Source organism: Acinetobacter sp. WCHAc010052 (genome assembly GCF_002165295.2).
GTDB classification, from domain to species: Bacteria; Pseudomonadota; Gammaproteobacteria; order Pseudomonadales; family Moraxellaceae; genus Acinetobacter; species Acinetobacter chinensis.
Genome location: NZ_CP032143.1, coordinates 3,109,651 through 3,129,637, shown reverse-complemented (window position 1 = coordinate 3,129,637; position 19,987 = coordinate 3,109,651). Strand labels below are relative to the sequence as shown.

19 protein-coding genes are annotated in these 19,987 nt (G+C 43.7%); 16 read left to right on the top strand and 3 right to left on the bottom strand.

Annotated features, from left to right (window positions below; genetic code table 11):
- Positions 1 to 366 precede the first annotated feature (366 nt).
- From CDG61_RS15285 to CDG61_RS15255, 7 genes are all read left to right on the top strand, one after another.
- Positions 367 to 1,317 carry an RluA family pseudouridine synthase gene (locus CDG61_RS15285; RefSeq protein ID WP_087550473.1) on the top strand — a complete coding sequence of 317 codons (951 nt, stop codon included), beginning with the start codon at positions 367 to 369 and terminating at the stop codon, positions 1,315 to 1,317.
- Positions 1,318 to 1,570: 253 nt separating this feature from the next.
- Entirely contained in the window at positions 1,571 to 2,239 is a 669-nt protein-coding gene (locus CDG61_RS15280; protein ID WP_087550474.1) for an HAD-IA family hydrolase, read from the top strand.
- A gap of 484 nt (positions 2,240 to 2,723) precedes the next feature.
- Positions 2,724 to 3,521, top strand: a complete 798-nt coding sequence (locus CDG61_RS15275) for a fumarylacetoacetate hydrolase family protein (RefSeq protein WP_087550475.1) — start codon at positions 2,724 to 2,726, stop codon at positions 3,519 to 3,521.
- Positions 3,522 to 3,592: 71 nt separating this feature from the next.
- Positions 3,593 to 4,492 (top strand): acetaldehyde dehydrogenase (acetylating), encoded by a 900-nt coding sequence (locus CDG61_RS15270; RefSeq protein ID WP_087550476.1) that lies wholly within the window; start codon positions 3,593 to 3,595, stop codon positions 4,490 to 4,492.
- A gap of 11 nt (positions 4,493 to 4,503) precedes the next feature.
- Positions 4,504 to 5,523, top strand: coding sequence for a 4-hydroxy-2-oxovalerate aldolase (gene dmpG, locus CDG61_RS15265; protein WP_087550477.1), 1,020 nt, complete (start codon positions 4,504 to 4,506; stop codon positions 5,521 to 5,523).
- A 611-nt stretch (positions 5,524 to 6,134) separates the two neighbouring features.
- The gene (locus CDG61_RS15260) at positions 6,135 to 7,376 is read left to right on the top strand and encodes an OprD family outer membrane porin (protein WP_087550478.1); all 1,242 of its coding nucleotides are present in this window, start codon (positions 6,135 to 6,137) and stop codon (positions 7,374 to 7,376) included.
- A gap of 284 nt (positions 7,377 to 7,660) precedes the next feature.
- The gene (locus CDG61_RS15255) at positions 7,661 to 8,518 is read left to right on the top strand and encodes an alpha/beta fold hydrolase (protein WP_087512705.1); all 858 of its coding nucleotides are present in this window, start codon (positions 7,661 to 7,663) and stop codon (positions 8,516 to 8,518) included.
- Positions 8,519 to 8,598: 80 nt separating this feature from the next.
- Here CDG61_RS15255 and CDG61_RS15250 read toward each other — a convergent pair whose 3' ends face one another.
- Together CDG61_RS15250 and hcaR are read right to left on the bottom strand one after the other, a co-directional pair.
- Positions 8,599 to 9,276, bottom strand: a complete 678-nt coding sequence (locus tag CDG61_RS15250; RefSeq protein ID WP_087512706.1) for a DUF1345 domain-containing protein — start codon at positions 9,274 to 9,276, stop codon at positions 8,599 to 8,601.
- Between the two features lie 289 nt (positions 9,277 to 9,565).
- Positions 9,566 to 10,465: a DNA-binding transcriptional regulator HcaR gene (gene hcaR, locus CDG61_RS15245; RefSeq protein WP_087550479.1), complete on the bottom strand. Its 900-nt coding sequence runs from the start codon at positions 10,463 to 10,465 to the stop codon at positions 9,566 to 9,568.
- 280 nt (positions 10,466 to 10,745) lie between these two features.
- Between hcaR and hcaE the strand changes: the two genes are divergently transcribed.
- The 7 genes from hcaE to CDG61_RS15210 all read left to right on the top strand — a co-directional run bounded on the left by hcaE (position 10,746) and on the right by CDG61_RS15210 (position 17,093).
- Positions 10,746 to 12,113, top strand: coding sequence for a 3-phenylpropionate/cinnamic acid dioxygenase subunit alpha (gene hcaE / locus CDG61_RS15240; RefSeq protein ID WP_087512708.1), 1,368 nt, complete (start codon positions 10,746 to 10,748; stop codon positions 12,111 to 12,113).
- Positions 12,110 to 12,628: a 3-phenylpropionate/cinnamic acid dioxygenase subunit beta gene (gene hcaF, locus CDG61_RS15235; RefSeq protein ID WP_087512709.1), complete on the top strand. Its 519-nt coding sequence runs from the start codon at positions 12,110 to 12,112 to the stop codon at positions 12,626 to 12,628. The genes hcaE and hcaF overlap by 4 nt, the downstream gene beginning before the upstream one ends.
- Positions 12,628 to 12,954, top strand: coding sequence for a 3-phenylpropionate/cinnamic acid dioxygenase ferredoxin subunit (hcaC, locus tag CDG61_RS15230; protein ID WP_087512710.1), 327 nt, complete (start codon positions 12,628 to 12,630; stop codon positions 12,952 to 12,954). Before hcaF ends, hcaC begins: the two co-directional genes overlap by 1 nt.
- Before the next feature lie 2 nt (positions 12,955 to 12,956).
- Positions 12,957 to 13,775, top strand: coding sequence for a 3-phenylpropionate-dihydrodiol/cinnamic acid-dihydrodiol dehydrogenase (gene hcaB, locus CDG61_RS15225; RefSeq protein WP_087512711.1), 819 nt, complete (start codon positions 12,957 to 12,959; stop codon positions 13,773 to 13,775).
- A gap of 66 nt (positions 13,776 to 13,841) precedes the next feature.
- Entirely contained in the window at positions 13,842 to 14,804 is a 963-nt protein-coding gene (locus tag CDG61_RS15220) for a 3-carboxyethylcatechol 2,3-dioxygenase (RefSeq protein ID WP_087550480.1), read from the top strand.
- A 16-nt stretch (positions 14,805 to 14,820) separates the two neighbouring features.
- Positions 14,821 to 16,053, top strand: a complete 1,233-nt coding sequence (gene hcaD, locus CDG61_RS15215) for a 3-phenylpropionate/cinnamic acid dioxygenase ferredoxin--NAD(+) reductase subunit (protein WP_087550481.1) — start codon at positions 14,821 to 14,823, stop codon at positions 16,051 to 16,053.
- Positions 16,054 to 16,190: 137 nt separating this feature from the next.
- Positions 16,191 to 17,093 carry a DMT family transporter gene (locus CDG61_RS15210; protein WP_087550637.1) on the top strand — a complete coding sequence of 301 codons (903 nt, stop codon included), beginning with the start codon at positions 16,191 to 16,193 and terminating at the stop codon, positions 17,091 to 17,093.
- 5 nt (positions 17,094 to 17,098) lie between these two features.
- Here CDG61_RS15210 and CDG61_RS15205 read toward each other — a convergent pair whose 3' ends face one another.
- Positions 17,099 to 17,548, bottom strand: a complete 450-nt coding sequence (locus CDG61_RS15205) for a GNAT family N-acetyltransferase (protein WP_087550638.1) — start codon at positions 17,546 to 17,548, stop codon at positions 17,099 to 17,101.
- A 196-nt stretch (positions 17,549 to 17,744) separates the two neighbouring features.
- Between CDG61_RS15205 and CDG61_RS15200 the strand changes: the two genes are divergently transcribed.
- Complete coding sequence (locus CDG61_RS15200) at positions 17,745 to 18,683, top strand: cation diffusion facilitator family transporter (protein WP_087550482.1); 939 nt, start codon at positions 17,745 to 17,747, stop codon at positions 18,681 to 18,683.
- A gap of 62 nt (positions 18,684 to 18,745) precedes the next feature.
- Entirely contained in the window at positions 18,746 to 19,801 is a 1,056-nt protein-coding gene (locus CDG61_RS15195; protein ID WP_087550483.1) for an MBL fold metallo-hydrolase, read from the top strand.
- Positions 19,802 to 19,987 lie beyond the last annotated feature (186 nt).

The following is a 19,987-nucleotide window of genomic DNA, read 5'->3' as shown; positions in this document are numbered from 1 at the left end:
TCTGTTCTGTATCAGTTTACGTTTAAAACCAGTCTGAGACTGGCGACATATTTTTCTGGGCAGACTGATTTATGTACCTGAGGTACAATTAAACGCAACAGTCTGCTTTTTTGCCGATATAATAAGCCTTCGGCGTCGGCATAATTCTTTAAGGACCTTTCCGATTCTGGGTGGGTTTTAAATTTAAGCGGTTGTTCCTGTTTCACAGGCAGCATTAAATTTTTACACTTCGGTGGTTTCCGTGCGCTGACTATAGCAAACCTTGCATCATCTGCCTATGGGCTATACCGTGAATTTGTATGAAAAGTATAGTCTAAATGGTCATTTTTTAATCAAAATTTCGTTTTATTGGGTCATCATAACTGTATGAATTCTACGCAAGATTGGCAAAGTGTCACCTGGTTTGAAGTGGATGAACACCAGGAAGGGCAACGGATTGATAATTTTCTGTTTTCCCGTCTCAAAGGTGTGCCGAAAAGCCGTATTTACCGACTGATCCGTGAAGGTCAGGTTCGGGTCAATAAAAAGCGCGTTAAAGCTGAAACGAAGCTTGCCATTGGTGATCAGATCCGTGTTGCGCCGATCCGCTTTGAACAGAAAGATGAAAGTGCTGCACCTGTGTCAGATAAAGTGGCACAAAGTCTGTTAACCCGTGTGGTCTATGAAGATGAAGGCTTAATGGTGGTCAATAAACCTTCAGGCATCGCAGTACATGGTGGCAGTGGTGTGGCGTATGGCTTGATTGAAGGTTTGCGTGCTGCGACGGGTAAAAAATATCTGGAACTGATTCACCGTATTGACCGTGATACTTCAGGTCTGGTGATGATTTCTAAAAAGCGCAGTACTTTAAAAACCTTACAGGATTTGCTGCGTGAGCACAAAATTCAGAAAACCTATGCTGCAATCGTTAAAGGTCAGGTCAGTCTGGATAATCAGCTGATCGATCAGCCATTGCTGCGTTATGAATTGGCTAATGGCGAACGTCGTGTACGTGTGTCAAAAGATGGTAAAGATTCTAAGACACAATGGAAAGTTGCTGAACGCTTTATGCATGCGACGCTGGTGTATGCGTCACCGCTGTCTGGGCGTACCCATCAGATTCGTGTGCATGGTTTGAGTATTGGTCATCCGCTGGTTGGGGATGATAAGTATGGTCATGAAACTGAGTATCGTGGACCAAATCCACGCCGTCTGTGCCTGCATGCGATGCGTCTGGAAATTCCGGGTTATGAAACGATTGAAGCGCCTTTGCCTGAAGATATGCAGAGTTTGGTGGCGCAGTTAAGATCGCAGAAAGCGGATAAGCCTGTTGTTTAATTAATAGCTTTTTACCTCTCCCGAACCCTCACTTGCACTTCGTTTTAAAGCAGTGCTTTAAAACTTGCTCAGGAGAGGGGATTTCAATTTTAAAATTGATAGTATTTGTCGAATAATGAAAGGTCCTCTCTCCTTTTTTTAAAGGAGAACTCTTTATCTTCCTGATGGGAAGGGATGCAAGAAAGAGTCAAATTTAGGCTTCACCTCTCCCTAACCCTCTCCTGAGAGGAGAGGGAACTTATTGGAAATAAACATGCAAAAACCTGTAGAACTGATTATTTTTGACTGGGATGGGACACTGTTTGATTCTGTCGGGCAGATTGTGGCGAGTCTGAAATTTGCAGCACAGCAATTTGAACAGCCTTTAACGGATGACGCTGCAAAAAGTATTATTGGTTTAGGTTTGCCTGAAGTGGCTCAGGTTTTATTTCCAGCTGTACCTGAACTGCATACGGAAATTTTAAAAACCTATGGCGATCATTATGTGGAGCATTCCAAAGGTGATCAGTGGTTTGCAGGCGTGTCAGAAATGTTGCATGATTTAAAAAGTCAGGACATCCAGTTGGCAGTGGCGACAGGTAAAAGCCGTAAAGGTCTGGATCGTGTGTTAGGGCAAACCAACAGTCGTGATCTGTTCACTGTCACCCGTGCCGCCAGTGAAACGAAATCTAAACCTGATCCTTTAATGCTGGCAGAAATTTTACAACACACAGGGATTCAGGCAGATCATGCGATTATGGTCGGTGATACCTCATATGATCTGGAAATGGCAAAAAATATTGCCATGCCACGTGTCGGCGTGAGTTATGGTGTGCATAGTATTGATGTTTTACAAAGTTTTAATCCACTCAGTATTGCTCATGATGTCGAAGCACTGCATGATTTTTTGCTTAAACAGGTTCAGCTTAAACAAGTGATTTAAGTATTGGGAATGATCAATTTGTCATCTCATGGAAAAGGGCAAAGCCACTTGTTTTGCTCTTTTTTTATATCTGAAACATTGTATTCACATTCTGTATCTGAATTAAAAAAATGGGTTGCTCTTTTAGCCTCGTATTAGCTTTTAGTCGTAGGTACTGTTTTCCTGAAAAAAGCCATATTCCTAATTCTGAGTGAAACAGTCTTGTTTGTTGTTGATTTATAAGTCTTGTGGAATGTGCATAAAAAACTGCGGTGAATTTATAGGTTCTAACTATTGTCATAAATAAAATAAGTATTGGCACAAAAACAGCAATTTATTGATGCTTAAACTGTTCATAAAAGTACACGTTTTAAATACATGGTCAGATGCAGTGAAACTGCAAAGATTGATCTGATTCATACAAAGCAAAATCCCACATTCGCTGATGCTGGGGTTCAGCCATCTAAAACGGTATTCAGTCCATTTTGCAGTTTAAGGAAACATGATGTCGAATTCTGCTGTTGTTGAAACGGTTGCTTTGGCTTTAAGAGAAGCTGAATTATCAAAAACGGCGATTGCGCCTGTTCGTCCACAACTTGGGGGTGAAAGTGCCGATGTAGATATCGCCTATGCCGTTCAGGAAGAAAATACCAAACGTGCGATTGCTGAGGGTCGTCGTTTAGTAGGGCGCAAAATTGGTCTGACTTCAATTGCAGTACAAAAGCAGTTAGGTGTTGATTCTCCTGATTTTGGAATGCTGTTTGCCGATATGGCATTTGGTGATGGTGAAGCCATTCCTGCAGGTTTATTGATTCAGCCGAAAGTTGAAGCTGAAATTGCGTTAGTGATCAATAAAGATTTAACCCAGGAAAAACACACTTACGCAGACATTATCAGTGCGACTGAATATGCCTTGCCTGCGGTTGAAGTGGTCGATAGCCGTATCGAAAACTGGAAAATTTCACTGATTGATACTGTTGCCGATAATGCGTCTTCTGCAGCCTATGTACTCGGTTCTAAGCCTGTAAAACTTGAAAATCTTGACCTTGTAAATTGCAAAATGACCATGACGCGTAGTGGTGAAGTGGTTTCGCAAGGTGTGGGTAAAGCCTGTCTTTCAAATCCATTGAATGCAGCCGTTTGGTTAGCAGATGAAATGGTACGTCGTGGTCGTCCACTTCTGGCAGGTGACATCATTTTAACTGGTGCGCTTGGTCCAATGGTTGTGGCACATGCGGGTGATGAATTTGTTGTGGAAATCGAGGGTTTTGGTTCAGTGACTGCGGCTTTTGCGGCTGAATAAATCTGAATTTTACCAGGTCTTAAGTTTTACAACGCCTGCATTTTACAACGTAGCGTTAAGAGATATTGTTCATGAAAAAGATTAAATGTGCATTGATCGGTCCAGGGAATATTGGTACTGATTTACTTTATAAATTACAACGCAGTGAGTTTTTAGAACCTGTATGGATGGTGGGGATTGATCCAACATCTGAAGGTCTGGCACGTGCTGCAAAAATGGGCATTAAAACCACTGCTGAAGGTGTCGATGGTCTTCTTCCTCATGTGATTGCTGACGATATTAAAATTGCTTTCGATGCAACGTCTGCATACGTACATGCTGAAAACAGCCGTAAGCTCAACGAGCTTGGCGTACAGATGATTGACTTAACGCCTGCGGCGATTGGCCCTTTCTGCGTACCTCCTGTGAATCTTGAAGCTTTGCTTGAAGCAGGTGATTTGCCAAACGTGAACATGGTGACTTGTGGTGGTCAGGCAACGATTCCGATGGTGGCTGCGATTTCACGTGTTCAGCCTGTTGAGTATGGTGAAATTATTGCGACAGTATCGACCAAATCAGTCGGTCCTGGTACACGTAAAAATATTGATGAATTTACCCGTACGACTGCGGGCGCGATTGAGCAGGTGGGCGGTGCAAAAGCGGGTAAAGCGATCATTATCATTAACCCAGCTGAGCCACCACTCATGATGCGTGACACAGTGCATTGCCTGGTGGAAGGCGAGCCTGATCAGGCAGCAATCACTGAATCTGTGCATGCCATGATCAAGGAAGTTCAGAAATACGTCCCTGGCTACAAACTTGTCAATGGTCCTGTATTTGATGGCAACCGTGTATCTATGTTCCTGGAAGTTGAAGGTCTGGGTGACTATTTACCTAAATATGCCGGTAACCTCGACATCATGACCGCAGCTGCTGCACGTACCGCAGAAATGTTTGCAGAACGTCTGATCGCTAACCAAGTAGAAGCATAAGGAGCATCTTCATGTCTAAGATTATTATTAATGATATGACTTTACGTGATGGTATGCACCCGATGCGCCATCAAACTACCCCTGAGCAAATGGTTGCGATTGCAACTGCACTCGATGATGCGGGCGTACCGTTAATCGAAGTGACACATGGCGATGGTCTAGGTGGTAACTCGGTTAACTACGGTTTTGCTGCTGCAACTGATGAAGAATACTTAAAAGCCGTTATTCCGAATTTAAAACAAGCTAAAGTATCAGCTTTACTGTTACCTGGAATCGGTACGGTTGACCATCTGAAAATGGCACATGATGTGGGTGTCGCAACCATTCGTGTAGCAACGCATTCAACGGAAGCTGATGTTTCAGAACAACATATTACTGCTGCACGTAAACTTGGTATGGACACCGTGGGCTTCCTGATGATGGCACACATGGCTACTCCTGAGAAATTACTCGAAGAAGCACAGAAAATGGTGTCTTACGGTGCGAACTGTATTTACGTGACTGACTCAGCAGGTTATATGCTTCCGCAAGACGTAACTGATCGCGTTGGAATCTTGCGTGCAAACTTAGCCGCTGATATCGAAATTGGTTTCCACGGTCACCATAACTTAGGTATGGGTGTGGCAAACTCTGTGGCTGCGGTTGATGCAGGCGCAAAACGTGTCGATTTAGCTTCAGCAGGTTTAGGTGCAGGCGCAGGCAATACACCACTTGAACTGTTTGTAGCGGTGGCGAACCGTATGCAGATGGAAACAGGTGTGGATCTGTTCAAAGTACAGGATATTGCTGAAGAGTTGATTGTACCGATGATGCAACAACCGATTCGTGCGGATCGTGATGCAGCGACTTTGGGTTATGCAGGCGTATATTCATCATTCCTGTTGTTTGCTAAACGTGCCGAAGCAAAATATGGCGTATCTGCACGTGAAATTCTGCTTGAATTGGGTCGCCGTGGTACGGTGGGTGGTCAGGAAGATATGATCGAAGATTTAGCGTTGACCATGTCTAAAGCCAAAGAAGCCAATGCTTAATTTTTAGTCACTGTATTGGAAATTAAGTAATAAAAGCGTCCGAAAGGGCGCTTTTTTATATGGGGAAATCAACCATATTGGAACTGTTATGGTGTGAGGTCATTTTTCATTTTAATTGCTGGAGCGCAATATATGTAAATTCTACGGGATAAAAAACAGTAAATGGACGGTTTAAGTCAGAGCTGTATAAATGCTGTTATGTGGCTATTTAAATGCTGCTGTTTTAAATAAGGTAATCAGCTTTAAAATAACTGAAGCAGAATTATAGAAAAAAAATGTCATAAACAATCTTTCACTTATAAGTCGGTTGTGTGGATTTTATTATTTAAAAAAAGATTTAAACAAAAAAACGCTAATAGCCTCTTAAGGGAAATATAAAAACATAAATCAATTCATCATAATATCTGAGCTTTAATCATAATATGCAATAAACAGTAGTCGTTTCATATCATGTCTTATTGTTAAAAAATATTAAGATTTTTGAGTCAGGGATTATTTTTACAGTCAGGTTCAGTATTTAACAGAATCCTTAATACTGTGGTCGGATTCTTTTTAACTTTATAGTTCAGCATGATGGCGTTATAGCTTAATTTGATCACTGGGAATAAGCCATGCGTCGTCAAAATTTATGGATAGCAATTCTTGCTGCGACAGCAACATTAGGAACATCTGCAACTTATGCAGACTTTGTTGACGATAGCCAGGTACAGCTAAAACTGAAAAACTTTTATCTGGACCGTCAGTATGATTCTGCACCGCAGAATAACTGGGGAAGCTGGTCACAAGGCATTACACTGGATGCCAAATCCGGTTATCAGGATATTGGTGCGGGCATTCAGGTCGGTGCAGATGTGCTGGTACAGCATGCCTTCAAACTGAATGGTCGTGATAAGAATCCAGACTGGGTTCTGCCTCATGATGGTAAAGAATCTAAAGACAACTTCGGTAAAGTCGGTGCGACTTTAAAAGCCAAAGTAGCTCAGACTGAATTAAAAGTAGGTGAGTTACTTCCTGTTTCACCTGTGCTGGTGTTTGATCCATCACGCCAGCTGCTGACCACATACAGTGGCGCATGGCTGGAGTCTAAAGATCTGAAAGATACCAAGCTGACTCTGGCTTATATTGATGGGATCAACAACCGTTATGACAATCAGTTCCGTGATCTGACGAAGTTTGCTCCGCCAACCTATGACAATGGTGCAGAAGCAGACGGCATGTATATTGCGGGTGTGGATCACCAGTTTACTAAAGATATCGGTGCAAGTTACTGGTATGCAGATGTGCGTGATATCTATCAGCAGCATTATGTCGGGCTGAACTACAACCATCAGTTTGGACAGAAGACGAAGCTGAATACCCATGCACGTTATTTTGACAATTCAGAATCTGGCGACAAGCTGTACGGAAAAATTGATAATCAGGCCGTTTCACTGGGTGCAAAACTGACACATGGCGCACATACGCTGGGTCTGGGTTATCAGCAGATGATGGGCGATAATACCTTCCCAACCATTGGTGGATGGGTGCCGCAGCCTGATTTGGTGAACTGGGGCATTGCGACATTTACCAATGTGGATGAAAAATCATGGGGCTTCACTTATGGCTATGATTTCTCTGAACTGGGTGCAAAAGGTCTGAATGCAACTGCTATTTATTTCACAGGCTACGATGCAGAAGTGGCTGGGAAAAAAGATCAGAAGTCTGATGAATGGAATGTGATTGTGAATTACACCGTTCCAGAAGGAAAACTGAAAGGTCTGGGTGTACAGGGTATGTTCATTGATACCAATTTTGACTGGAAGTCTGATTTAAGAGAATACCGTGTAGCAACAACCTACACTTATAAATTCTAAGAACAGATAAAAAGAGCGGCAGATCAGCCGCTCTTTTTTACTCAATGGAAACGGAAGCTTCAGAAGCTGAACACCCTGGATAAATTAAGGGTGTTCAATAAAATAAAACTTTTAAAATCATGTATTTAAATTATAGTTTTTTTATTTGTAGTGATCGTAAATTTGTATCAGTTTCATTGCTTTGAACAGGTAATATTGGGGAACAGAGATAAGTATTCTGGTCTGTCCATGTTTAAAAACAGGCAGACTGGATTGAACAGCCAGCAGCAATACGAGGAGTAAGTATGAGCACAGTTCAGATTCCTGATTATACAACGGATGCATTTTTTGGTCTTGAAGACAAATGGATTGAAACTGCGGAAGGTGAGCTGACCCATTACCATGAAGTCGGAACAGGAACTCCGATTCTGTTTTTACATGGTTCTGGTACAGGTGTTTCTGCCGCTGCAAACTGGTGGCTGAACCTGCCACAGATTGGAGAGCAGGCACGTTGTATCGCAATTGATACCATTGGTTATGGTCAGACGGTTGTTGCACCAAATACCGCTTATGGTATCCGTGCATGGGTGGATCATGCAATCCGTACCCTGGATGCACTGGGGATTGAAAAAACATGGCTGGTGGGTAATTCACTGGGTGGATGGCTGGCATTCCAGCTGGCACTGGACTATCCGGATCGTGTGCTCGGTATTGTGTCTATGGGGACTGGCGGTGCTAAACAGACTGCTGCACTGAAAGCACATGCAAACCCTGTACTGACCGAAGAAGGCATTAAAAAAACTTTGTCCATGTTTGTAGTTGATAAATCCCTGATCACAGATGAACTGGTGAAAGTTCGCTATGAAGCAGCTAAAAATGACTACGCATCTGACCGTCTGATGGATGTGGTTGGCGCACGTGACCGTGACCGTTTTGAGTTTCCGCTTGATTTTGAAAAAATGAAAGACATTACTGTGCCTGTACTGTTGATTCATGGTGTTCAGGATGTGGTGATTCCAGTGTCTCGTTCATGGGATATTTTAAATACGGTACCTCATGCTGATGCACATATTTTCAGTCAGTGTGGTCACTGGTCACAGGTGGAAAAGTCTGAAGAATTCAATACCGTGATCAAAGACTATTTAACCGCACGTGGCGTGTAAGTTTTATATATTGATTCATCTAAAGGATGGCGCAAGCTGTCCTTTTTTATGGCCGCCTGTTTCTCTCAGCAGTCAGTATTTCACCCCATAATCAAACTCGCTGCAACATTAATACAGATTGCCAGGATTGTGGTGTTGAATCCGTATGCCAGCAATATATGTAAAGTGTTCAGTACACGCATGTTGCGCGATGTCACGGACACATCAGCAGTCTGTGCAGACGTACCGCAGACATAGCTGAAATAAATAAAATCAGGGTACAAGGGCTGAGGTGTTTTTGGGAAATCCAGTCCACCATCCTGGTCTTTGTCCAGTGCAAGATAAAAGTCATGTGCATAATGAACAGCAAAAACAGTATGCATAAAAAACCAGGCAAAAATAATGGTGCTGATAGAGAGAATGAGATGTCGGCTTTTCAGTAGATGATCGGTGGGCAGATCTGACAGTTCAACAAAAATGGCAATAAAGCACATGATTAAGGTCAGTAGAACAAGTAACAGAATAATCCATTTGCTGCCGTCCTGCTGCTGAGCCCGTTTCAGAATATGCTGCTGAGTCGTGGACCAGAGCATTTTCATGGTAATACTCAGGTAGATAAATACTGAAATATTCCAGCTCAGTAATACAGCACTGGACCAGTGCCATTCACTGATCAGTCTGATGACTATATAAAGCAGTGCGGTGAGCAGAAAAGTAACAAAAAAGTAAGGGCGGGACTGAATTCCTGTTTTCATCCGATGAATATGACGCATAGGCATAGTGTTTTATCCCTTATTTATTCTGATTCTTTAATATTATTTTAATTCATATCCACGGGCTTCATTAGACTTAAGTTGTAAAGCTGTTTTATTTTTAGGTGGTTATCAGTTTCGGAAATAAAAGTTATACGTTATTTCCAATAAGTCAGTTCAGTCTCAGGAGATTTATTTTGCAGTCAGATGTATTTATCTGATCAAATGTTATCGTATCTGTATAAAAAAAAGCACCAGTATTCAATTTAAAAATACTGGTGCATGAAAACAGTATAAGCCACGAGTTAAAAGTTAATCAGTCACGATTAATATTCAGATAAAAAACACGGGTCAGTAATTCAATAAATTTATTGACGGATTCAGAGGTGCTGTTTTTGCGGTAGCTGACATAAAGATCCAGGTAAGGCAGCTCTACATCCAGAGGGCGGATTACGGTATTGCTCATGGTCAGAGGGGCAATATAACCCGGCAGGATCGTACAGCCCAGTCCCATACCAATCGAGTTGATATTGAACAGAATATTGTCAGCTTTCTGAACAATGTTGAATTCAATACTGTTGGTTTTTGCAAAATCGAGAATCGTATTATGGAGGGTCAGGGACTGCTCCGCAGCAGGGATAATAAAATCTATACCATTCAGTGCTTTAACTGGAATTCTTTCGTATTTTGCTAAAGGATGATCTTTGGGCAGAATAAAAATTAGAGGTTCACGCAGTACAAACTGACTTTCCACTTCGTCATTGTGAAAGTTATGCCGTGTAAAGGTGATATCCAGCTCACCTTTTTTCAGTGCTTTCATCTGATCAGTGTTGTTCATACTGAGCAGTTCAATTTTCAGGTCCGGATTCTGAACCCGTAAATTGGGCAGAACATAAGGGAAAATTTTCATTTCAGCGACAGGAACGAAACCGATGCGGAGCATCTGCTGTTTGGCTTTGGACACCTGACGGGCCATGGCAATGGCTTTGTCTGCCTGCGCCAGGGTCAGACGTGCCTGTTCAAGAAATACAGCACCTTCTTCAGTCAGTTCGACTTTACGCTTGGTACGATGCAGAAGCTTTACACCAACGTCTTCTTCGAGGTCTTTGATCTGCTGACTTAAAGAGGGTTGTGCGGTATAAAGTTTGAGTGCAGCCTTACTGAAGTTGAGTTCTTCGGCAACAGTAATGAAGTAGCGAAGGTGACGTAATTCCATATAAACAGTCCGATGAGTAATCCAAAAAATGTCTTACTATAATTTCGAAAGAGTATAATCTATAAACAACTATGAGGTGAAGATTATTCTGCCATTTAGATAATAAATGGTTTGTGAGAATCAATTAGCTTTTCCATATAAGAAATAACTGTGCTAATAATTGATAAAACGTATTAATTGAAACAAAAAAAATATTTCACCAAAATCATCTGAAAATCCATTATCCATGAAAGTTGAGCAATTAAGTTTGTGACCCCACGTTTGTCGCAGGAGAGCTTTCATGAGTGGAAAAATTGATGTGCGTGAAATCGACGCTTTAGTCGATGCGCAAAATGGACGTATCTCGCCATCCATCTATACCGACCCTGATCTGTACGAATTGGAACTTGAACGTGTGTTCGGTCGTACATGGTTATTCCTTTGCCATGAAAGCCAGATTCCTAAGGCAGGTGATTTCTTCAATACCTATATGGGTGAAGATCCAATCATCGTGGCGCGTCAGAAAGACGGCTCAATCAAAGCATTTTTAAACCAGTGCCGTCACCGTTCCATGCGTGTCAGCTTTGCTGACTGTGGGAATACCCGTGCATTTACCTGTCCATATCATGGCTGGTCTTATGGCGTGGATGGTTCATTGAAAGATATTCCACTGGAAGACCGTGCATTTCCACAGGGTGCCTGTAAAGAGCACTGGGGACTGGTAGAGGTTAACCGTGTTGAGTCTTATAAAGGACTGATTTTTGGGTGCTGGGATGAGTCTACACCTGATCTGATCGAATATATGGGTGATATTGCCTGGTATCTGGATGGTGTGATTGATCGTCGTCCTGGCGGTACTGAAATCATCGGTGGTGTACACAAGTGGGAAATCGAGTGTAACTGGAAATTTGCAGCAGAGCAGTTTGCATCTGACCAGTATCACGCTCTGTTCTCTCATGCATCTGCAATCCAGGTACTGGGTGCAAAACCGGATGATGAATCATCTAAAAAATTAGGTGCTGCACAGACTGCACGTCCTGTGTGGGAAACGGCTAAAGATGCGATCCAGTACGGTTCACGTGGTCATGGTTCAGGCTTCTTCTTTACTGAAAAACCGGATGCAAACGTCTGGGTGGATGGTGAGGTTGCCAACTATTTCCGTGAAACATTTGATGAAGTGAAAGAGCGTTTAGGTGAAGTCCGTGCATTACGTCTGGCGGGTCACAACACCATGTTCCCAACCATGTCATGGTTGAACGGTACTGCAACGCTTCGTGTATGGCATCCACGTGGTCCAAACAAAACTGAAGTGTGGGCGTTCTGTATTGCAGATGCTGAAGCTTCTCAGGAAGTCAAAGAAGCCTTTGAACGTTCTGCGACCCGTGCTTTTGGTCCTGCCGGTTTCCTTGAGCAGGATGACTCGGAAAACTGGATCGAAATTCAGAAAGTTCTGCGTGGCTATAAAGCACGTAAAAACCCGTTGATCATGGAAATGGGTCTGGGGAATGAAAAAGTCCGTGAAGATGGTATTCCAGGGATTACCAACTACATTTTCTCTGAAACAGCAGCACGTGGCATGTACCGTCGCTGGGCAGATTTATTGATTCATGAAAAATGGGAAGACGTGGAAGCAGCTGCAGAAGCGTATGAGAAGGAGCTTGTGAAATGAGTTTAGTCAGCTTAGAACTTCAGCATCAGATCAGCCAGTTTTTATACCGTGAAGCAAAATTGCTGGATGACTGGAAATTCCGTGACTGGCTGGAAGTATTTGCAGAGGATATTTCGTATACCTTGCGTACGACGCCAAATGCACAGACCCGTGACCGCCGCCGTTCAGTTGAACCACCAACGACGTGGGTATTCAACGACAACAAACATTTGCTGGAACGCCGTGTTGCACGTCTGGAAACAGGTATGGCATGGGCTGAAGAACCTCCGTCACGCACCACGCACATGGTTTCAAATGTGATCATTGAGCCGACTGAAGTGGATGGTGAATACGATGTCTATGTCACTTACCTGTTGTACCGCACACAGAAAGAGAAAGATGTCACCATCTACTGCGGTAAGCGTCACGACAAACTGCGTAAAGTTGAAGGTGGCTTAGGCTTCCAGATTTTCAACCGTAAGATCACCCTTGATCAGGTGACTTATAACTCACATAACCTGAGTGTGTTCTTCTGATGAATAAGATTTTTGTTTGCCAGGTGGATGATCTGGATGAAGGCGACGCGCTGAAAGTGGATTGTGGCGTGAATGGTATTGAAGCGCTTGCAGTATTTAATAATGGCGGAGAGTTCTTCGCCATGAATGACCGTTGTTCGCATGGTAATGCTTCGATGTCAGAAGGTTATCTTGAAGATGACGGTACTGTGGAATGTCCATTACATTCAGCTCGTTTCTGTTTAAAAACAGGTGAAGCATTGTGTCTGCCTGCAACTGATCCAATCAAAACATTCCCTGTGATTGTGGAAGATGGGCAGTTGTTTGTAGAAATGGCAGGAGAGTGATCATGGGTTGGCTACAGGGCGAAGTTGCACTGATTACCGGCGGTGGTTCTGGTTTAGGCTGGGCACTGGTTGAGCGTTTTCTTGAAGAAGGTGCGAAGGTTGCCGTGCTTCAGCGTTCACAGTCAAAAGTGGATGCACTGAAAGCACATTTTGGTGACCGCGTACTGGCGATTGCAGGAGATGTAGCCAGCTATGAAGATAATGCCCGTGCTGTAAAGGCGACTGTGGAACATTATGGCAAGCTTGACTGTTTTGTTGGAAATGCAGGTATCTGGGATCACTACGCAGATATCGTCAATACATCAGGTGAACAGCTTGAAAAAGCCTTTGATGAAATCATGGGCATTAACACCAAGTCTTTAATTCTGGGTGCCAAGGCTGCGCTTGATGCATTGATAGCTTCTGAAGGTTCCATCATATTTACTTTGTCTAATTCTGCACTGTATTCAGCAGGCGGAGGCCCTGTGTACACAGCATCCAAGCATGCTGGTGTGGGTGTGATGAAGGAACTGGCTTATGAGCTTGCGCCTAAAGTACGAGTGAACGCTGTGGCGCCCTCAGGTATGAATGTCAACATTAAAGGCGCTGCATCTCTGGGTCAGGAAAATCTTGGCTTACTGGATGCGCGTGATCCTGAGAAGATTGCCCGCGGTATGCCGCTCAACTTCTTACCAGAACCCGAAGATATGACTGGTTCTTACGTTTTACTGGCATCCCGTCAGAACAACCGTCCACTGACGGGTGTTTTAATCAATGCAGAATGTGGCTTAGGTATCCGTGGTTTACGTCAACCGCGTGCCGGCTTCTTTGACGAAATTTAATCCGTCTGAAACGTAAAGGACTTACTCGGCAGCCGACTCTGGCTGCCTTCCGTTCAGGAGTTACACATGGCCGTTAAACTTATTTGTGCATCGCACAGCCCCTTAATGGAATTTGCTTCTCCGCAAGAGAAATACAAAGAGGAAAAAGTCCGTGAGACTTTTGCCAGACTTGCAAAAGAAGTTGAAAATTACGATCCGACTCTAATCATCACCTTTGGTCCAGACCATTTTAATGGTTTTTTCTATGACCTGATGCCGAGCTTCTGCGTGGGGATTCGTGCCACAGCAGCAGGGGACTGGGACTATGGTAAAGACAATGATCATATCAATGTTCCTGAAGACACAGCGATTGATTTAGTGCGGCGTGTACTGGATGAGGGTGTTGATGTTGCCTATTCATACCGTATGCAGGCCGATCATGGTGTGACTCAACCCCTGCATTTCCTGTGCGGTGGAAAACTGGATCGTTACCCAACCATTCCGATTTTTATCAATGGTGCTGCTGCACCGATGCCAACCACGAAACGCACAGTGGCTTTAGGTCGTGCTGTGGGGCAGTTTGTTAAATCATTGAACCTTGAAAATGAACGTGTCCTGATTTTAGGAACAGGTGGCTTATCACACGATCCACCAACACCACAGATGGGTTCAGTACCACCTGAAGTGGAAGAGTTTCTGATCTGTGGACGTAATCCAAGTGAAGAAGCGCGTAACAACCGCCAGGCAAAAGTCATTTCAGTTGGACAACGCCTGGCTGCGGGAGATAAATCAGTTTCTGTACCGCTGAATCCTGAATGGGATCGTGCCTTGCTTGAGACTTTTGCTAAAGCTGACTTTGCAGCGATTGAAGCGATGACTGAAGCTGAAATCCGTAAAGATGGCGGTCGTGGTGGTCAGGAAGTCCGTTCATGGATGGCAGCATTTGCAGCTATGCATGAAGTGGGTGAATACGACATGACCACACATTGCTACGAAGATATTAGTGAGTGGATTGCGGGCTTCGGCATCGTATCTGCTGAATTGAAATAAATAAAGGAAATCTCCCATGAGCCAGAATGAGACGAAAACCATTGTTATTGTTGGTGCAGGTCAAGCAGGTGCGAGCGCCATTTTAGAACTTCGTGCCAACAAATATGAAGGCAATATCATTCTGGTGGGAGATGAAACACATCTGCCGTATGAACGTCCACCTTTGTCCAAAGATGTGATCTTAAAGCCTGATGAAACCAAAATTGAGATTTTGTCAGAACAGAAACTGACAGATTCAGGTGTTCAGCATATCTGTGACAATGGTGTGGTGAAAATCAACGCTGAGGCAAAAACAGTTGAACTTAAAAATGGTGAAATTATTGCCTTTGATAAGTTACTGCTTGCCACAGGTGGTGCGGCACGTCGTTTACCGAATTTTGATGCATTAGGTAAACACGTTTATACCTTGCGTAATCTTGAAGATTCGCAGGCACTTGTCCCTGTATTACAGGCAGGTCGCCGTATTGTCTTAATCGGTGGTGGTGTGATCGGCCTGGAGCTTGCATCTTCTGCGCGTTTTAAAGACTGTCAGGTGACGGTCATTGAAATGGGCAGCATGGTGATGGGACGTTCATCGCCACGTATTTTGAGTGAATTCCTGTTGGCTCAACAACGCCTTGCAGGTGTCGATGTACGCCTTGAAACCAGGATTGCGGACTGTAAGCTTGAGGATGAAGAAGTGGTCATCACACTTGAAGGTGGTGAAGAACTTCGTGCAGATGCTGTCATTTACGGCATCGGGATTATCCCAAATGCGCAGCTGGCTGTGGATGCAGGCTTGAACGTAGACTTTGCGATTCAGGTGAATGAAAACTGCCAGACATCACATCCTGACATTTATGCCGCAGGTGATGTGGCGACTCAGTTGCGTGGCAATGGTCAATATGGTCGTGTCGAAACCTGGGAAAATGCCAACCTCCAGGCAGGGATTTTTGCCCGTCACGTGATGGGTGTAGAGCATCCGACACCGAACCCTGCATGGTTCTGGACAGATCAGCTGGACATCAACTATCAGTTTGCTGGCGATATGGCAGCAAATGAATGGCAGGTCCGTGGTGAGATGGATGAAGCCAAAGGAGCCGACAATTCCTTTGTGATGATCGGAGTCAGTGAGGGGCAGGTTGTTGCAGGCATTACAGTCAATGCAGCGAAGGAAATGCGTTTCTTAAAGAAAATGATTTCAAAAAATACAGTTTTTGATGCAGACAGACATCTGGATCTGACTGTTGATCTGAAAAAAGTTGTGTAATTGGTTCACGGCACATCTTATGTCGATGATGTGCTGAACTGGCTATTCAAACTGAACCGGTTTTTGGAGGACCCCCGAAAACCGGTTTTTTTACTTTCCATTAACTGGAAACGGTTATGGATCAGGATACTGTTGAAATGAAATCTTCCTCTGCATTGCCTGTCACAGCAGCTGTTTATGTTCTGCTGATTCTGATCTGGGCGACGACACCGCTTGCCATTGTCTGGAGTGTGCAGGAAGTGCATCCGATGTGGGTGCTGATCATCCGTTACTTTGGTGCATCTTTAATTGCTGTGTTGATTTTACTGGTTCTGCGGAATCCTTTGCCTTTTGACCGTATTTCTCTGAAAAGTTATGTCGCAGGCAGTCTGAATCTGATCGGAGCACAATTGTTTATTTATCTGGCAGCGAATTATCTGACATCAGGTCTGATGGCACTGATTTTCGGTTTTTCTCCATTGCTAGCCGGTTTAATTGGACACGTTATTTTAAAAACACAGCGTCTGATTGCCCTGCAATGGCTAGGCATGCTGATTGCAACAGCTGGGCTGACTTTTGTCTTTGCGGCATCAGCGGACAGTAAAGTGAACCCGATTGGTATTTTACTGATGCTGATCAGTATGCTGTCTTATATCAGTTCCATTTTCTGGGTTAAACAGATCAATGCACCCCTGAGTGCTATGTCTCAGGCAACGGGTTCTCTACTGATTTCAGCACTGGGTTCGCTATTTTTATTGCCTTTTGTCTGGCAGCACATGCCTGTCAGTCTGCCTGGAACTCAGACCATCATCGGTTTTCTGTTCACCATGATCATGTCATCCATTGTGGCAATGCTCTGCTATTTCTGGCTGATCAGGAGGCTTAAACCATCTACGGTGTCCTTAAGCAATGTAATCACCCCAGTTATTGCACTGGTACTCGGTGCAGGGCTGAATCATGAACAGATCAGCAGTCATGCTTTTATAGGTATTGCTGTGGTCATGATGGGGATTGTAATGTACTTCTGGGTGGAATGGCGGAAACAGCACCGTTCATCCTGATCGGACTATGCATGCTGATGTGATGAGGTCAGCTGCATATGCAGAATGGGAAATGGGTTGCCTGCATCATCTGTCTCAGAGCGTTGATACACTTCAAAACCATGTTTTAAGTAAAATGCGGTCGCTTCAGGATTCTGTTCATTTACATCGACCTGAGTTGCACCTAGTCTCAGTGCATGTTGCAGCAACTGTAAACCTATGCCTTGTCTTCGCAGATCGGGTGCAATAAAAAGCATTTCAATCTTATTTTCAGACAGTCCAATAAAGCCCTGAATCTCATGCTCCTGTTCCACATGAAACAGTGCTACATGCTGAAAATACTGATGGTCAATAATCTGTTGTCTGATTTCTGAAATCTGCCTGTCATTCAGAAAATGATGTGTAGCACGGACGGAAGCCTCCCACAGTTTCAGCAGTTCTGCATGTTGTTCAGGTGTGGATGATACAATTTTCATAATATTTGATTTTAACTGATCGGTTGAATAGAAAAACGTTTGCTGGAAAATGCCCAAAACAGAGGGATAAGCCAGAATCTGACATCAAAAATAAACAATATCTTCAGTCCAGCCTGGTTAATATATTTGAAGGCTCAAATAAAAATCAATGATGAAAATATCCCGCCGTTCAATTCTTTATCAAGGATAATTCCTGGTGTCAGATTCAAATAAGGTTGTTGTTTATGCGGCATTGCTGGGTAATCTTGCGATTGCTGTGGTGAAGTTTGTTGCGGCATATATCACCAACAGTTCAGCCATGCTCAGTGAAGCAGTTCACTCAGTGGTGGATACGCTGAATGAAATCCTGCTGCTGCACGGCATGAAAAAATCTCAGAAACCTGCCAATGCAAAACATCCCTTTGGTTATGGCAGGGAACTGTATTTCTGGGCTTTTATTGTTGCGCTGATGGTGTTTGCACTGGGTGCAATTGTATCTGTATATCAGGGTGTGCTGCATATTCTTCATCCTGAGGAAATGAAAAACCCACTGGTAAACTATATTGTGCTGGGATTTGCTATTCTGTGTGAAGGGACATCCTGGTTTGTGGCTTTAAAAGCCTTTAAGAAAACCAAGGGGAGTCTGGGCTATTTTGAAGCGTTCCGTCGCAGTAAAGACCCGACGACATTTACAGTACTGTTTGAAGATTCAGCAGCACTGATCGGGCTTTTTATTGCTTTACTGGGGATTTTTCTTGCACATCAGCTGGACATGCCTGTGCTGGATGGGGTAGCTTCCATTCTGATTGGTGTGGTGCTGGCGGTTTCAGCATTTTTACTTGCCCGTGAGACCAAAGGATTATTACTTGGTGAAACGGCAGACCCACAATTAAGGCATAATGTGTTGCAGATCGCACAGGATGATGTTGCAGTTCAGTCAGCAAATGGTGTATTGACTGAGCAGATTGGGGCGCATCAGGTGATCGCATCGTTGAGTCTGGAGTTTAAAGACAATCTGACTTCGGATGACATAGAACTGTGTGTTAACCGAATTGAAGCAAGAATCCGACAGATTCATCCTGAAATTGTGGCATTGTTTGTGAAGCCTCAGACTCAGGAAGTATGGCTGGAACGGATGAAAGGGCGTCTGAACTGAATATATTCCGCTGAACTTCATTCATGCGAATGAAGTGTGATTAATTTTAGAAATTGAAGTACATGAAACAAAATCAGCAACAAGTTCATTTTCAGTTACCAACCGAAGCATGTTGGTCACACACATGGCGTCAGCCAGTATTTCATTTTATGGAGTCAGATCACTTCAATGGGGTACGTTTTTTTAATCAGCAACGGGCTCCACAAGGCTGGAAGCGATCCGACCTGTTTAAATGGCTGATCAGCCGAAAGTCCTACACATGGAATGTGGATATAAATCAGGAGCACAGCGAATTTCATGCTTCAAAACGGAGTCTGCCACAGAACAGACCCAATGCAGCACTGGATGACTGGCAGGTATGGTTTGTCGGGCATGCAACAGTACTGATTCAGATCGGTCCTTATAACCTGCTCACAGATCCTGTATGGGCGGACTACGCAGGTCCTGCACGTGGTAAAGGTCCTGTACGGGTCTGTCCGGCAGGTATTGCGCTGGAAGAACTGCCAGAAATTCATGCTGTTTTACTCAGTCATAACCATTATGACCACATGGATATCGCCAGTTTAAAATGGCTGCATGAAAAATTTGCCATGCCGGTCTATACTGGTCTGGGCAATGGCTGGTATTTACCTGCTTACATGAATGTGATTGAAATGGAATGGTGGCAGTCAGCGCTGTTTAATGAACTGAAAATTGTATATACCCCTGCACAGCACAGTTCAGGACGCGGTATCCGTGATCAGAACCGGGCGCTCTGGGGAAGTTTTTCGATTCTGCATGGAACAGATCATTGCTACTTTGCTGGTGATACAGGCTATGGTCCGCATTTCAGGGAAATTCACCAAAGATATGGTGCACCAAGAATTGCACTGTTACCGATCGGAGCCTATGAACCACGGGCTTTGATGAAATACCTGCATATGAATCCTGAAGATGCCTTTCAGGCACATAAAGATCTGCATTCAAAATGTTCAATGGCGATTCACTACCGGACTTTCCAGTTAACAGATGAAAGCCGTGAACAACCCGAACTGGATCTGCATAAAGCCATGAAAAACTCATCCAAACTGATGAATCCATTTTACTGTGTCAAGGAAGGGCGCAGGCTCGTGGTTTGATCACTGAGTTTCAGGTTAAAGAATTTGGTGCTGCATTTTATTCAGGTCAGAATGATCTCAATGAAATTCAGCACCATTTTTTATGATCTGATTATGGTTGTCCCGCTTAAATATATCCACCAAACTGGGCTGCATGAGTTTGAAGCCGAAAATTCAGCTGTATTTTCACAGCACGCAACAGTGATG

Coding starts and splice junctions, on each gene's coding strand:
- hcaC (WP_087512710.1), top strand. CDS start 12,628: ATGAATAAGATTTTTGTTTGCCAGGTGGATGATCTGGATGAAGGCGAC.
- CDG61_RS15285 (WP_087550473.1), top strand. CDS start 367: ATGAATTCTACGCAAGATTGGCAAAGTGTCACCTGGTTTGAAGTGGAT.
- CDG61_RS15255 (WP_087512705.1), top strand. CDS start 7,661: ATGAGCACAGTTCAGATTCCTGATTATACAACGGATGCATTTTTTGGT.
- CDG61_RS15195 (WP_087550483.1), top strand. CDS start 18,746: ATGAAACAAAATCAGCAACAAGTTCATTTTCAGTTACCAACCGAAGCA.
- CDG61_RS15280 (WP_087550474.1), top strand. CDS start 1,571: ATGCAAAAACCTGTAGAACTGATTATTTTTGACTGGGATGGGACACTG.
- hcaF (WP_087512709.1), top strand. CDS start 12,110: ATGAGTTTAGTCAGCTTAGAACTTCAGCATCAGATCAGCCAGTTTTTA.
- hcaD (WP_087550481.1), top strand. CDS start 14,821: ATGAGCCAGAATGAGACGAAAACCATTGTTATTGTTGGTGCAGGTCAA.
- CDG61_RS15205 (WP_087550638.1), bottom strand. CDS start 17,548: ATGAAAATTGTATCATCCACACCTGAACAACATGCAGAACTGCTGAAA.
- hcaB (WP_087512711.1), top strand. CDS start 12,957: ATGGGTTGGCTACAGGGCGAAGTTGCACTGATTACCGGCGGTGGTTCT.
- CDG61_RS15210 (WP_087550637.1), top strand. CDS start 16,191: ATGAAATCTTCCTCTGCATTGCCTGTCACAGCAGCTGTTTATGTTCTG.
- CDG61_RS15260 (WP_087550478.1), top strand. CDS start 6,135: ATGCGTCGTCAAAATTTATGGATAGCAATTCTTGCTGCGACAGCAACA.
- CDG61_RS15270 (WP_087550476.1), top strand. CDS start 3,593: ATGAAAAAGATTAAATGTGCATTGATCGGTCCAGGGAATATTGGTACT.
- CDG61_RS15220 (WP_087550480.1), top strand. CDS start 13,842: ATGGCCGTTAAACTTATTTGTGCATCGCACAGCCCCTTAATGGAATTT.
- dmpG (WP_087550477.1), top strand. CDS start 4,504: ATGTCTAAGATTATTATTAATGATATGACTTTACGTGATGGTATGCAC.
- CDG61_RS15250 (WP_087512706.1), bottom strand. CDS start 9,276: ATGCCTATGCGTCATATTCATCGGATGAAAACAGGAATTCAGTCCCGC.
- CDG61_RS15275 (WP_087550475.1), top strand. CDS start 2,724: ATGTCGAATTCTGCTGTTGTTGAAACGGTTGCTTTGGCTTTAAGAGAA.
- hcaR (WP_087550479.1), bottom strand. CDS start 10,465: ATGGAATTACGTCACCTTCGCTACTTCATTACTGTTGCCGAAGAACTC.
- hcaE (WP_087512708.1), top strand. CDS start 10,746: ATGAGTGGAAAAATTGATGTGCGTGAAATCGACGCTTTAGTCGATGCG.